Origin of the sequence: Acinetobacter sp. NBRC 100985, assembly GCF_000241225.1 — a bacterium.
GTDB classification, from domain to species: Bacteria; Pseudomonadota; Gammaproteobacteria; order Pseudomonadales; family Moraxellaceae; genus Acinetobacter; species Acinetobacter venetianus.
The window spans coordinates 281,505-294,858 of sequence record NZ_BAEB01000021.1; the positions used below are offsets into that span (position 1 = coordinate 281,505).

At 39.2% G+C, this 13,354-nt stretch carries 12 protein-coding genes; 5 read left to right on the forward strand and 7 right to left on the reverse strand.

Annotated features, from left to right (window positions below; all coding sequences use genetic code 11):
- Positions 1–6: 6 nt before the first annotated feature.
- Positions 7–957, reverse strand: a complete 951-nt coding sequence (gene trxB, locus ACT4_RS07885) for a thioredoxin-disulfide reductase (protein ID WP_007481220.1) — start codon at positions 955–957, stop codon at positions 7–9.
- A 254-nt stretch (positions 958–1,211) separates the two neighbouring features.
- Here trxB and ACT4_RS07890 point away from each other — a divergent pair, with 254 nt between their 5' ends.
- Entirely contained in the window at positions 1,212–4,274 is a 3,063-nt protein-coding gene (locus ACT4_RS07890; RefSeq protein ID WP_007481222.1) for a DNA translocase FtsK, read from the forward strand.
- Between the two features lie 128 nt (positions 4,275–4,402).
- Entirely contained in the window at positions 4,403–5,020 is a 618-nt protein-coding gene (gene rhtC, locus ACT4_RS07895) for a threonine export protein RhtC (protein WP_004881080.1), read from the forward strand.
- Positions 5,021–5,069: 49 nt separating this feature from the next.
- Here rhtC and ACT4_RS07900 read toward each other — a convergent pair whose 3' ends face one another.
- From ACT4_RS07900 to ACT4_RS07925, 6 genes are all read right to left on the reverse strand, one after another.
- Complete coding sequence (locus ACT4_RS07900; RefSeq protein ID WP_007481225.1) at positions 5,070–5,357, reverse strand: PA4642 family protein; 288 nt, start codon at positions 5,355–5,357, stop codon at positions 5,070–5,072.
- Between the two features lie 186 nt (positions 5,358–5,543).
- Entirely contained in the window at positions 5,544–5,816 is a 273-nt protein-coding gene (gene minE, locus ACT4_RS07905; protein WP_004663449.1) for a cell division topological specificity factor MinE, read from the reverse strand.
- Positions 5,817–5,818: 2 nt separating this feature from the next.
- Entirely contained in the window at positions 5,819–6,631 is an 813-nt protein-coding gene (minD, locus tag ACT4_RS07910; RefSeq protein ID WP_004881075.1) for a septum site-determining protein MinD, read from the reverse strand.
- 65 nt (positions 6,632–6,696) lie between these two features.
- Positions 6,697–7,416, reverse strand: a complete 720-nt coding sequence (gene minC, locus ACT4_RS07915; protein WP_007481229.1) for a septum site-determining protein MinC — start codon at positions 7,414–7,416, stop codon at positions 6,697–6,699.
- A 117-nt stretch (positions 7,417–7,533) separates the two neighbouring features.
- Positions 7,534–8,592, reverse strand: a complete 1,059-nt coding sequence (locus ACT4_RS07920) for a hypothetical protein (protein WP_007481231.1) — start codon at positions 8,590–8,592, stop codon at positions 7,534–7,536.
- A 24-nt stretch (positions 8,593–8,616) separates the two neighbouring features.
- Entirely contained in the window at positions 8,617–9,534 is a 918-nt protein-coding gene (locus ACT4_RS07925; protein ID WP_007481233.1) for an acyltransferase, read from the reverse strand.
- Positions 9,535–9,925: 391 nt separating this feature from the next.
- Between ACT4_RS07925 and ACT4_RS07930 the strand changes: the two genes are divergently transcribed.
- From ACT4_RS07930 to dut, 3 genes are all read left to right on the forward strand, one after another.
- Positions 9,926–10,591, forward strand: coding sequence for an OmpA family protein (locus tag ACT4_RS07930; RefSeq protein WP_004881069.1), 666 nt, complete (start codon positions 9,926–9,928; stop codon positions 10,589–10,591).
- Positions 10,592–10,787: 196 nt separating this feature from the next.
- On the forward strand, positions 10,788–12,827 hold the full coding sequence (rep, locus tag ACT4_RS07935) for a DNA helicase Rep (protein WP_007481236.1): 2,040 nt from the start codon (positions 10,788–10,790) through the stop codon (positions 12,825–12,827).
- 23 nt (positions 12,828–12,850) lie between these two features.
- Positions 12,851–13,303 (forward strand): dUTP diphosphatase, encoded by a 453-nt coding sequence (gene dut, locus ACT4_RS07940; protein WP_007481238.1) that lies wholly within the window; start codon positions 12,851–12,853, stop codon positions 13,301–13,303.
- Positions 13,304–13,354: the final 51 nt, after the last annotated feature.

Below are 13,354 nucleotides of genomic sequence, written 5' to 3' on the forward strand. Positions count from 1 at the left end.
AGATAATTAATTTAAATTATCAAGATATTTCTCAGCATCTAGTGCAGCCATACAGCCCGAACCTGCTGAAGTGATCGCTTGGCGATACACGCTATCTGCAACATCACCTGCTGCGAATACACCTTCAACAGAAGCCGCTGTTGCATTGCCCGCTGTTCCGCTATGGACTTGAATATATCCATCACGTAAGTTCAGCTGACCATCAAACATACTTGTATTTGGTTTATGGCCAATTGCAACAAATAAACCTTGTACCTGAACATCTTGTGTACTAGCATCTTGAGTTGATTTGATGCGCACAGAAGTTACACCTGTTTTATCACCCAGAACTTCATCAACTTGATGATTCCAAATAATACTGATCTTGCCTTCTTTTTCTTTAGCAAAGAGGTGATCTTGTAAGATTTTCTCAGAACGTAATGTATCGCGACGGTGAACTAAAGTCACATGTGCAGCGATATTCGAAAGGTAGAGTGCTTCTTCAACGGCCGTATTACCACCACCGACAACCATTACATTTTGGTTTTTGTAGAAGAAACCATCACATGTTGCACAAGCACTTACACCTTGACCCATAAAGGCAGCTTCAGATTCAAGACCTAAATATTGTGCAGTTGCACCTGTTGCAATAATCAACGCATCACATGTGTACTCTTCCATATCACCTTTTAAGACAAATGGGCGAGTTTTTAAGTCTACTTCATTGATATGATCGTAAACGATTTCTGTACCGAAACGTTCTGCATGAGCTTGCATACGTTCCATAAGCACAGGACCAGTTAATCCTTCAGGGTCACCTGGCCAGTTATCAACTTCAGTTGTCGTTGTTAATTGACCACCAAGTTGTAAACCTGCAATCAGTGTAGGCTTTAAATTTGCACGAGCAGCATATACCGCCGCGCTGTAGCCTGCAGGTCCAGAGCCCAAAATAATTAACCGTGAGTGACGAGCGCTCATTAAAGAACATCCTTTTTATATTGAAACTGGTAAAATTATACGTGAAACCACAGGGGAGTGGGTTAAATCCATCAGGATAATATTGATTAACTCAATCGAATTGGGCTATATCAAGGCTGGATGTTAACAACAACAGTAAACAATCGTGCATCTTTTTTGTAAGAACGAGTGCATAATATTAAACTTATTGATTAAGGTGGCTTAGACCTTAAAAAATAGACAAACAAATAACGAATTGGGTTACAGGACAGTATATGACTGCGGTGTCAAGTGTTTATGCACAACGCTTTTTAATGACATTATTTTTGATTTCTTTTGGCATTTATCTATTTCTTGCCACAGTAACCTACACACCTTTTGATCCGGGTTGGATGCATATATCAAGTGATACACAACAGGTGTCAAATGCAAGTGGTGTGGCAGGGGCGTGGATCGCAGATTTATTGTTTGGCTTTTTGGGATGGGCAAGTTTACTGATTCCACTATTTCTGTTTATCGAAGCAGTACAAGTGTGGTGGCCAAGAAGTTTTCTAAATCGTCCATTTCGTTATGCAGCTCAATTTTTCTTAATTCTGTCTTTGTCTAGCTTGTTCTACTTACATTGGAGTATGCCAGCCGATACTTTAGAAAATGCGGCAGGTGGGATTATTGGTTTTGAACTTGGTCAAAGCCTTAGCCAATTATTGACAATTTACGGTGCAACGCTGTTCTTATTAGCATTTAGTATTTTATTAGTCACTTTGGCATTTGGAATACAATGGAATAAAACATGGGGAACGTTGAAAAATACACCCGCTTACCTGCAAGATTTATTTTATAAAAATATTCCTCAGCAAGAATCTGCTTATGACTTGACTGAGAAATTAACAGCAGCAGATACACCCGCAATAAAAAATAAGCAGCAAGCCCAAGAACAAACTGCTGAAGTAGCCAACGATCAATTTAAAGCAGTTGAAGAACCTGTTAAGGCATCAAAACATGATCATCATCAACAATTAGCTGAAAAGTTGTTTGCTGATGTTATTGCGAAAGAGCAGCAAAGTAATCAACCTCAAGAAACTCAGTCAACAGAAGATTTTGAAGAGACTTTACAACGTGCTCATCAGTTTGAAACTGAAAGCCAGCGTCTGATTCAAACAGGCGAAGTTTGGCGTGCACTTCAACACGATGATGCAAGTCATAAACAAGAGATTGATGCGTTGCTACGTGCTGCGGATGATTCCGTAAATCCATCAACGCAATATGCTCATCCTTCGCAAACTGAATCTAAAGCAGAGCAAGCTGCTCATAGTCACTTAGATTGGAATGATGATCAGATTTTTGATGAGTTACTTGCGGCAGTTCCAAATAGTAAAACTGCGACAGATGTACATACGCCTTTTACTCAAGAAGTACAACCAAGCACAAATATTGTCAGTGAAGTTGAAGCATTACATTTAGAATCCTTTAATGAAGTGCCTCAACAACCTGCATCTGAGTTTACACATACAGTTGAGACTCAACCCCAAGTCAATTCACCTAAAAACTCTGCATCAGATGAATTAGCTAGCTTTGATGACTTTAATGATCTCTTGGTTGATGATGAGCCGCAAAAAGTTAGTCCTCAAACCACCAGCTATGCTCAAACTTCTGCATTTGTAAAAGCACCAATCGAAGTCGCTGCACCAAAAGAAGCTTTATCTAAAGAAGCATTTATCGAAGCTTGGCAAGAGACTGCTGGTAAAGCTGAACCAGATCTGGATATTGAAGAAGACTTTGATTTAGATGCTCCGTTAACAGATGCATTTGGTCGTCCAATGTCGCGCGCAATGCAAGTTGCACAAAAACGTCGTGATCTACCAACTTTACCAGGTTTAGAGTTACTGGATGAAGTTGATCCAAACAAGAAAGTGAATTTTACGGCTGAGCAATTAGCACGGTTGTCTGAACTTTTAGAAATTAAATTACAGGAATTTAATGTTAAAGCTCAAGTTGTAGAGGCTCAACCGGGACCAGTCGTTACACGTTTTGAACTAGACCTAGCGCCGGGTGTAAAAGCATCTAAAGTGACGAATATTTCTCGTGATTTAGCTCGCTCAATGTCAATGGCTTCTGTACGTGTTGTTGAGGTTATCGCTGGTAAACCGTATATCGGTATCGAAGTACCGAATAGTAGCCGTGAAATGGTTCGCTTGATTGAGTTACTCAAAACACCTGCATTTGAAGATCCAGCAGGCTTGCTCTCAATGGCGATGGGCAAAGATATTTCAGGCAATCCTGTGATTACAGATCTCGGCAAAGCACCGCATATGTTGGTTGCTGGTACGACAGGTTCGGGTAAATCAGTTGCAGTTAACTCGATGATTTTATCGATGTTGTTGAAATATACCCCCGATCAGTTACGTCTCATTTTAATTGATCCTAAACAACTTGAATTAGCAAACTATAACGATATTCCACATTTATTAACGCCAGTTGTGACCGATATGAAAGATGCGGTGAGTGCATTGAACTGGTGTGTCAATGAGATGGAGCGTCGTTACAAGCTAATGTCATTCTTAAAAATTCGTAAGCTTAGTGATTATAACCGCAAGGTCGAAGAAGCGATTGCGAATGGCGAGGATTTGATTGATCCAACATGGAAAGCAAGTGATTCAGTAGTGGGTGAACGTGCACCACGTTTAACACCATTGCCTTCAATTGTGATTGTGGCAGACGAGTTTGCCGATATGATCATGCAAGTTGGTAAGAAAGCTGAAGAAATGATCACGCGATTAGCACAGAAATCTCGTGCTGCTGGGATTCACTTATTACTTGCAACACAACGTCCATCGGTTGATGTAATTACTGGTCTAATTAAAGCCAATATTCCTACACGTGTAGCTTTACGTGTGAATAGTAAAATTGACTCTCGTACTATCTTAGATGCGGGCGGAGCAGAAGACTTACTTGGTCATGGTGATATGTTATTCCTTGGGCCTGGTAAAATTGAACCTGAGCGTGTACATGGTGCGTTTATCAGCGATGATGAAGTCAACCGTATTTGTGATGCTTGGCGTGAGCGTGGCGAACCTAACTATGTTGATGAAATTTTAACGCCGTATGATGAAGAACCAACTTCTCGTGGTTTTGAGGATGGTGATGGTGATCCAAGTCGTGATGCGCTGTATGATCAGTGCGTAGCATTTGTACTCGAAACTCGTAAAGCATCGACATCCTCTTTGCAGCGTAAATTTAGCTTAGGATATAACCGTGCTGCACGTATCATTGATCAGATGGAAGAGAATGGTATCGTGAGTTCAATGGGGGCGAACGGTAAACGCGAGATTCTCGTTTAATAAGAATAGTGTATGAATAAAGCCTCTATTTAGAGGCTTTATTGCTATATATTTATCAATTTTATATGGTAATAATCACGCTTATTATTTAAGCTTATCGTTCAAAAACTCAAGTTGAAGGGTGAGCCATGTTAGTCGCATTATGTACACTAATTTTTATTCATTTTTGTGCGCTCATCACCCCCGGTCCAGATTTCTTTTTAGTTTCTCAAACTGCAATCAGCCGTTCACGTAAAGATGCTGTACTTGTTGCACTTGGCATTTGTTTAGGCGCAATGGTGTGGTCACTTCTAGCATTAATGGGTCTTAATATTATTTTTGAAAAAATGGCTTGGTTGAAGCAAGGGCTTTTAATTGCGGGTGGTCTCTACCTATGCTGGTTAGGTTATCAGATGCTCCGTTCGGCATTTTCAAAAGGTGAGCAGACTGTAAAACAAATGGTATTACCACAGTCGCCTTATTTGTTTTTTATGAAAGGTTTATTGACGAACTTATCAAATCCAAAAGCAGTCATTTATTTTGGCAGTGTATTCTCATTATTCCTTGCAAACCCACTGTTTGATCAACATCATTCATTACTTTTTATTATCATCGCTGTAGAAACCTTGTTATGGTTTTTGGTGGTTGCTTTTGTATTTTCATTACCTACATTTAGAGCTGCTTATCAAAACTTTGCAAAATGGATTGATGGCGTTTCTGGTGGGATTTTTACCTTATTAGGTGTGTATCTGATTGGTAGTCGATAATTGCAAAATAAAAAGCCTGCACGATGCAGGCTTTTTTGATGAAGCTGAATTAAGCAAATTTTGCTAAAACTTCTAAGAATCCATCTTTTTGACGAGGGAACTGTGCAATAACATCATGGATGCGTTGACCTTCAGGATTCGTTGCATTCAGATCACGACCATCAGCTAAGAATTTTGTTAATAAACGTTCATAGTCATTTGGACGCATATGTTTAAATGCATGGTAAAGCACATGAAAGTCAGCATTGACGCCAGTTGGAGGAAGCTGGTTGAGGTAGGCAAACACACGCTCATCTGACCATTCTTCGTTGAAAGTTGCTGGCTGTGATAATGCCATGACAATCTCCTCTGTCTTATAAAATAATAAAGGCAAAATATGAGGCAGGACTAGAAAAGCATCGCTTTTCCCTGCCGCAGGACGAGAAGCTAGGCTTCAAGTAGGGAGGGATTAGAAAAGTAATACTTTTAAAATTCTGCTGTATATTCTGCCTTTATTTACAAAAGTTCGCTAATGAAAAAACTTCTATCGATCTTCAGGTAAATTGATATTCATTTCTAACATTTCGATATTTGCTTCTGAACGAACTTGCATTTGAATATGCTGTTCATCAACACCGCGTACATAACGGCTTACGACCTGCATGATTTCTTTCTTCATTTGGTCAATTTTATCTTGGCTTAGGCGACGACCTAGACCTTGTTCAGATGCAACAATAACTTTTAAGCGATCTTTGGCAGTTTGTGCACTTGATGGTTTTTCATCACTGCTAAAAAGTTTACTCCAGAATCCTGCCATAATTACGCTCCAAATAGTCTAGCTAACCAACCTTTTGGCTGTACTTCAATGTGTCGATATGGGCGGTCTTCGCCAAGGAAGCGAGCCACTAAGTCATCATAGGCTTGTCCAGCTTTAGTTTCTGAATAAAGAATAACTGGCTTACCTTCGTTAGATGCTTGAAGTACGCTCGGACATTCTGGAATAACACCCAATGTCGGCACTCGTAAAATATCTTTCGAAATATCATCAATCGTGAGCATTTCTTGTTTATCAGCACGTTCTGGGTTGAAACGTGTAATACACAAATGCTTACGGATACGACCTTCGTTTTGTTCAACTTTTTTAGTTTTGCTGTCTAGCATACCGATGATTCGGTCTGAGTCACGAACTGATGAAATCTCAGGGTTCGTTACAATGATTGCTTCATCAGCATGATACATGGCTAAAATAGCACCACGTTCAATACCCGCAGGTGAGTCACAGATGATGTAATCAAATTCTTGAGAAAGTTCGTCGATTACACGTGCTACACCATCATCACTTAACGCATCTTTATCGCGTGTTTGAGAAGCTGGGAGAATGTATAAGTTTTCAATATCTTTATCACGGATCAACGCTTGTTGTAAGCGTGCTTCATTATTAATGACATTTACAAAGTCATAAACTACGCGGCGTTCGCAGCCCATGATTAAATCAAGATTTCGTAAACCTACATCGAAGTCAATCACAACAGTCTTATGACCACGTAGGGCTAACCCTGTTGCAAAAGATGCGCTTGTTGTAGTTTTACCTACACCACCTTTGCCTGACGTTACGACAACAATTTTGGCCACCGAATCCACTCCTATTTATGGTCATACGCCCCTAAAAGGGCTTTTTTGGTGTTTAATCTGATAAATTAAAACTGTAAAGCTTCAAATTCAAGCTCTTGCTTGTTATTTAAATAAATATGTACAGACTTTTTGATCATATCTTTTGGAATATCATCTGCTACGCAATAAGTCCCTGCAATAGAGACAAGTTCAGCTTCAAGCGAGTGGCAAAAAATACGCGCTGAAGTATGTCCACCTGCACCTGCAATGACTCTACCACGAGCATTACCATAAATGTGAATATTTCCAGACGCAATCACTTCTGAACCACTATTCATGCCAGCATTTAGGATGATATCGCCTTGATCTTGAACCAAACATTGGCCTGTACGCAAAATCTCATCATGATAAGAGGTGATATGCGTATTCGATGTATTTTTTTGTGGTGTTTGTATTGCAGAACTCTCTGAAGGTTTCTCTGCTACATGCTCAACGACTTGCTCTTTAGATGCTTTGATTCTTTGTAGCGGTTGGTCTGCTGGAAGTACAGGGAACTGGATCGCGCGTGCTTGTTCGCCCAGGATCCCATCAATCACAGCCATTGGTTGTAAGCCTAAATCAATCAAAAGCTGAATTAAGGCAATCAGTTCTTGCTCAACTGTACTATCAATAATGACTAAAGTTCCTAAATAAGAACCTTCGCTGAGTGTGTTGCTAAGTTGCTGGCGGATTGCAGTATGGTCATTTGTGTCGAAAGTCAGTCGACTAAAATTCACCATTCTGCCCGTAATCCGTATATCAGCCATAATTTATCCTTCAGGGCTTTTTAAGCGCTCTATTGTGTTAAAGCATGTTGTAAATAAAAGCAAATGCTAGAACAAATTACACGAATTCTCTAGCACGATTGGTAATTTTTCTTGTAATCATTCTGCTTTTTTATCCAATTGATCATGTTCTTCTAACATTTGCTGCCATTGTTTTACTTTTACTTGTTTTCGAATAGCTTCAAGGCTTTCATATACGACGGATTCAACCAATTCTTCCAAGTAATGATTGTCGATATTTAACTCACTCACTTTCTCTGCAATCAGCTGATAACTTTCATTTGGTTTTTGTGGTGAACCTGCGATAAATGGTTCAATTAAACCAGCGCTAATATTTTCACCTAAGCGTTGTCCTATACTTTGAATTTGTTGTTCGATGCGCCCACCAACAATTGGAATTAGACGTAATAATTGGGTAAGTTCAGGCGTATCCTCAATTGCTTGATTCACAATCAGGCCGACTTTTTGCTTAATTGCAGGTTCTTGTTGTTGTAATGCGACAGCAAGCGACTCTTGCAACATCGAAGCGAGTGTTATTGTGAATAATTGTCGATGATGATCTACTAAGTCATGAATAATCTTTTTATGACTTGAGCTTGTATCCAGCTCATGTCGAATACCATCAATCACGGTAATCACAACACGATCGGAAAGCTCTTCCATTACGACACGATAGTAAAAGAGTGCTTTGATTCGAAGATTGTCAGGAACAACTTTATAACCCAGCTCGTGTAGTCGATAAGCAATAATACCAGCGCGGAATAAACGTAAAAAACGGAAATGCGGAATAATCGCAATGATCTCGTACCAGTGAATAAAAGGGAAGAACCACCAACGCGCATGATGCTTTTGGACAATTGCAAGAAACCAACGTACGGCAAGCTCAGCAATTAAAAAGATAATAAACCACGCTTCTGTGATGATGACCCACGGATGTAAGTGTGTACGATAAAACTCAAGAACACTTGGGAGCTGGATGGTATTAAAAAACCACGCTCCAATATTGCTCATGAGAAAGAAGTTCATGCCCAAACAGAACAGGTTAAAAACAATAATAAAGACCATGAAAATGTCATAGACAAGGAACAGTTTAAAAAACTTACTGCTCGGATTTACATAGTTATATTTAGAGTTTTGATCAGAGTCCTGCTGGGCCATACTTCTATTTAATCCCTTAATAAATTACTGGTTGTATCTGGATTTCATGCGAGTAATGAGTTGATCTTTTTCAGTCCAGATTTGATCTACCCACTTTTGGAACCGTTCACGATAAACTGGATCGTCTTCGTAATTACCACCGAGAACCCAATCTGGAATATCAATTTTACGTAAATCGACAGCAATATCTGATACGCCACCTAACCAAAAATCGCCATAACCTGGTGCACCATTTGGATAAACAATGGTCATATCAACGAGAGAATCGATTTTATCTCCCAAGATATTCAATGCCAAGGCCAATCCACCTGCTTTAGGCTTTAATAAGTTTTGATATGGCGATTGCTGTTGAGCATGTTTCTCAGGCGTAAAGCGTGTTCCTTCTAAATAGTTTAATAAAGTAAAAGGTTGACTTAATAGCTGTTCACAAGCTTTGCGTGCTTCGAGCATATCACGATGCTTAAGTTCTGGATTCTTTGCAATTTGAGCCTTGGTATGACGTTTCATCATTGGGAAGCCCAAAATCTTGAAGGCTTGCCCTACAAAAGGAATAAAAATAAGTTCCCATTTGGTGAAGAAACGGGTGAGTGGCATACGTTTTAAACCAAAATATTGATTAACCGTCGTATCGACCCAGCTCTGATGATTACAAATCATCATATAGCGACCTTGTAAATTCAGGTCGAGTTTTTCATCAATCGTGATGTCCCAATTTAGATTTGGTAAGACGTGTTCAATTAATTGATTGTTAATGCCAATCCAGCTATTTGCTAACTGGATATTGGTTTCATCGACTTTTTTTGATTTTTTAAAGAATTTAGTGAAGCCCAAAGCTAGAACTGGAGGACCGTGCAAAAATGTACTTCCAGTGATCACTGAACTGACGGTGAGTCCTTTGCTTACTTTTTGCAATAAGGACGCTTTTTTATTTGCGTTAGTCATAAATCGAGCCTTGAGTGCAGATGTTTTAATAAAGATGTTCCAACTATAAACAACAGAGATTGAAATACAACTGTATATTTAGAGATGTTGACATTTTTTATATATTTAAATCATTTAAGCGAGTTTTTCTGTGCAAAATAGGTGAAAACTCAATATATGGAACAGATCTATTATCTGATGACTTGTTTTGTGACCCGAGTCGCTAAATTCATTTTTAGTTCATAATTGGTCGAACATGGAGGAAGTGTGATGATACCTTCAAGTAAAGTGCATCAAAATATTACAAAAATATAAATAAAGTGTTTATTATTAACAAAATATCAATGGTCTAGCGCAAAGTTCTACTTCATTATTTACCAAGACAACAAAATACATAGACAGGAGCTACGCAATGCGTGCATTAGTAATTTCAACACTCGTAGGGGCTGGATTGGTACTTTCTGGTTGCCAAACAATGAGCGGTCAGGGTAATGATATTGGTGGTGTTTCATACGACAAATCTGCTTTAGGCGCATTAATTGGTGCAGCAGCAGGTTATGGTGTATCTAAGGGTATTAACAACGGTAGCAGCAGCCAAAATAACCGTGCGATTGCAATTGGTGCGATTCTTGGTGGTGCGAGCGGTTTATATCTCGATAACAAAGAGAAAAAATTACGTGAGCAAATGGCAGGTACTGGCGTTGATGTAGGCCGTAATCCAGATGGTTCTGTTCAATTGATTATGCCTGGTAGCATTACATTTGATACTAACAAATCAAATATCAAACCTAACTTCTACGGCACTTTAAACAAAGTTGCACAAGTTTTAGCTGAAGATAACAAGAGCGCGATTCTTGTAACAGGTTATACAGATAATACTGGTAATGACTCAATCAACATTCCATTATCTCAAGCGCGTGCTCAATCAGTTAAAACTTATTTAGCTGGTCAAGGTATTTCAAGCAGCCGTATTGATGCGCAAGGTATGGGTTCTTCTAACCCAATCGCTTCTAACGCGACTGCTGCTGGTAAAGAGCAAAACCGCCGTGTTGAAATCAGCATTTATGCAAAACAGTAATTTTTACTGATTTCTAAAAACCACCTTCGGGTGGTTTTTTTATGGCTTTTAGAATCTCGCGACAAACTGTGGCGTAGCAATTGCATAAGACATCATAATTTATACATATCCCAAGATTTACTATTGGGATTCTAAAAAAGAGATGTCTATAATTGTGCTCGAAAAATAAGGCTCGGAAACGAGAGAGGTATTATTAATGTCATCTGCCAGTCAACTCAATGACAAGCAACTTGAAGCCATGAAATATGTTCAGGGGCCATTGTTGGTGCTTGCAGGTGCAGGTTCAGGTAAAACTTCTGTTATTACCCGAAAGATTGCTTTTTTAGTGCAACAGTGTGGTATTCCAGCACATCGTATTACAGCAATGACATTTACGAACAAAGCAGCACGTGAGATGAAAGAGCGTGTTGGTAAATTACTCTCTCGTGAAGAAGCAAAAGGTTTGTCTGTTTCTACTTTCCATACCTTTGGTCTGAATTTATTACGTATAGAACTAAAACATTTACCGCTTAAAAATAATTTTTCGATTCTAGATGCGGATGACTGTAAACGAATCCTGATGGATTTGATGCAACGTGACAATATGTCCGGGGCAGAGAGTAAAGAGCTTATTGCGAAAGCAATGAAGAAAATCTCAGATTGGAAAAATGACTTGGTTGTGCCAGAACAGGCACACTCAACTTGTGAAACTGTTGAAGATGTACAACTTGCACATTTATACCAACTCTACGAGCGCAATTTACGTGCATATAACGCTGTAGACTTTGATGATCTGATCGTGATGCCAACACGCTTACTCCAAGAAAATGCTGAAGTGCGCGATAAATGGCAGAATCGTGTGCGTTATTTACTGGTCGATGAATATCAAGATACCAACACAGCACAATATACCTTAGTGAAGCTGTTGGTTGGTGTTATGGGGCAGTTTACTGCCGTTGGTGATGATGACCAATCCATTTATGCATGGCGTGGTGCAAAACCTGAAAATATGGCGTTGTTGAAAGATGATTTCCATAACTTAAAAGTGATTAAGCTTGAACAAAACTATCGTTCAACCAGCCGAATCTTAAAAGCAGCCAATGCTGTTATTGAAAATAATCCACATATTTTTGATAAGAAGCTGTGGAGTGATAAAGGACATGGCGAGACCATCCGTATTATTACTTGTTTAAATGATGATGATGAGGCCGAGCGTGTTGTTAAGGATCTCATCACACATAAATTGATGAATGGGAAAAATTGGAAAGATTATGCGATTTTATATCGTGGTAACTTCCAAGCACGTGTTTTAGAAACACAACTTCGCCAAATGCAAATTCCTTATAAACTTTCTGGCGGGCAATCTTTCTTCGCACGCGCAGAAATTAAAGATGTGATGAGCTATTTACGCTTGATCATCAACCCCGAAGATGACAGTGCATTTTTACGAATTATTAATACGCCAAAACGTGCGATTGGCCCTGTAACGCTTGAAAAGTTGGGGTTATTTGCCCAAGAAAATACTTTGTCGTTATTAACAGCATCTTCGGATCAACGTTTATCGATGGTTTTACCGAAGAAAGCTGCCACACAATTGCATGAGTTCGCAGACTTTATTGCAACATTTACGCGCGAGTTACTTGATGATGATGAACCAGTTCCAAAAGTTCGTCAGATGATCAATGAAGCAGGGTATATCGATTACGTTCGTGAACAAGCTGCGACGCCTGCACAAGAAAAAACCAAAATAGACAATATCGAAAGTTTATACACCAGCATCCAAAACTTATTGAATCGTACAGACGATGTTGATGAGAAGAATATTGAAAGTGTCATTCGTAAACTTGTTTTGTTAGATATGCTTGAGCAGCAACAGGAAGAGGAAGATACTGATAAAGTTAACTTATTAACTTTACATGCTGCGAAAGGGTTGGAATTCCCTTATGTGTATATGATCGGTTTAGAAGAAGAGTTATTGCCACATAAAAACTCAATTGCCTCGGAAACCATCGAGGAGGAGCGTCGATTGATGTATGTGGGGATTACACGTGCGCGACAAGGTTTGACTATTACTTTAGCTGAACAGCGTAAGAATGGTGGTCAAATGCGTCAAATGACACCAAGTCGATTCTTGGATGAGTTGCCACAAGATGAGTTGGAATGGCATGGACGCAAAAAGAAACTTGCGCCAAATATAGATCCGAAAGAACAGGCTCAGCAATATCTCGCAAATTTAAAAGCTTTATTGAAACGTTAAAAAATTGTAAGTAGGAAGTTGTAATGAAAGTCCAAGTAAAAGTATTAGACAAGCGTTTAGGCCAAGAGTGGGCGATGCCTTCTTATGCAACGAATGGTTCAGCTGGTTTGGATCTACGTGCATGTTTGGAAGAAGCGATTGAAATTGCTGCGGGTGAAACGGTTTTAGTTAAAACTGGTTTAGCAATTTATATTGAAGATCCAAATTTTGCTGGTTTAATTTTACCTCGCTCAGGTCTTGGTCATAAACATGGTATTGTGTTAGGTAACTTAGTTGGTTTAATTGACTCTGATTATCAAGGAGAGCTTATGGTTTCTGTTTGGAATCGTGGGCAAAATACCTTCCGTTTAGAACCAGGTGAGCGTTTGGCACAATATGTACTCGTTCCTGTAATACAAGCCGAGTTTGAACAAGTGAATGAGTTTGTTGCGACTGAGCGTGGTGCTGGTGGTTTCGGTCACACAGGAAAACAATAAGTTTATTAAGCTTTTATCTATATCAATGCAATATCTTCCTATGAGATATTG

Coding starts and splice junctions, on each gene's coding strand:
- ACT4_RS07925 (WP_007481233.1), bottom strand. CDS start 9,534: ATGACTAACGCAAATAAAAAAGCGTCCTTATTGCAAAAAGTAAGCAAA.
- minC (WP_007481229.1), bottom strand. CDS start 7,416: ATGGCTGATATACGGATTACGGGCAGAATGGTGAATTTTAGTCGACTG.
- ACT4_RS07920 (WP_007481231.1), bottom strand. CDS start 8,592: ATGGCCCAGCAGGACTCTGATCAAAACTCTAAATATAACTATGTAAAT.
- ACT4_RS07900 (WP_007481225.1), bottom strand. CDS start 5,357: ATGGCATTATCACAGCCAGCAACTTTCAACGAAGAATGGTCAGATGAG.
- ACT4_RS07890 (WP_007481222.1), top strand. CDS start 1,212: ATGACTGCGGTGTCAAGTGTTTATGCACAACGCTTTTTAATGACATTA.
- trxB (WP_007481220.1), bottom strand. CDS start 957: ATGAGCGCTCGTCACTCACGGTTAATTATTTTGGGCTCTGGACCTGCA.
- minE (WP_004663449.1), bottom strand. CDS start 5,816: ATGGCAGGATTCTGGAGTAAACTTTTTAGCAGTGATGAAAAACCATCA.
- rhtC (WP_004881080.1), top strand. CDS start 4,403: ATGTTAGTCGCATTATGTACACTAATTTTTATTCATTTTTGTGCGCTC.
- dut (WP_007481238.1), top strand. CDS start 12,851: ATGAAAGTCCAAGTAAAAGTATTAGACAAGCGTTTAGGCCAAGAGTGG.
- rep (WP_007481236.1), top strand. CDS start 10,788: ATGTCATCTGCCAGTCAACTCAATGACAAGCAACTTGAAGCCATGAAA.
- ACT4_RS07930 (WP_004881069.1), top strand. CDS start 9,926: ATGCGTGCATTAGTAATTTCAACACTCGTAGGGGCTGGATTGGTACTT.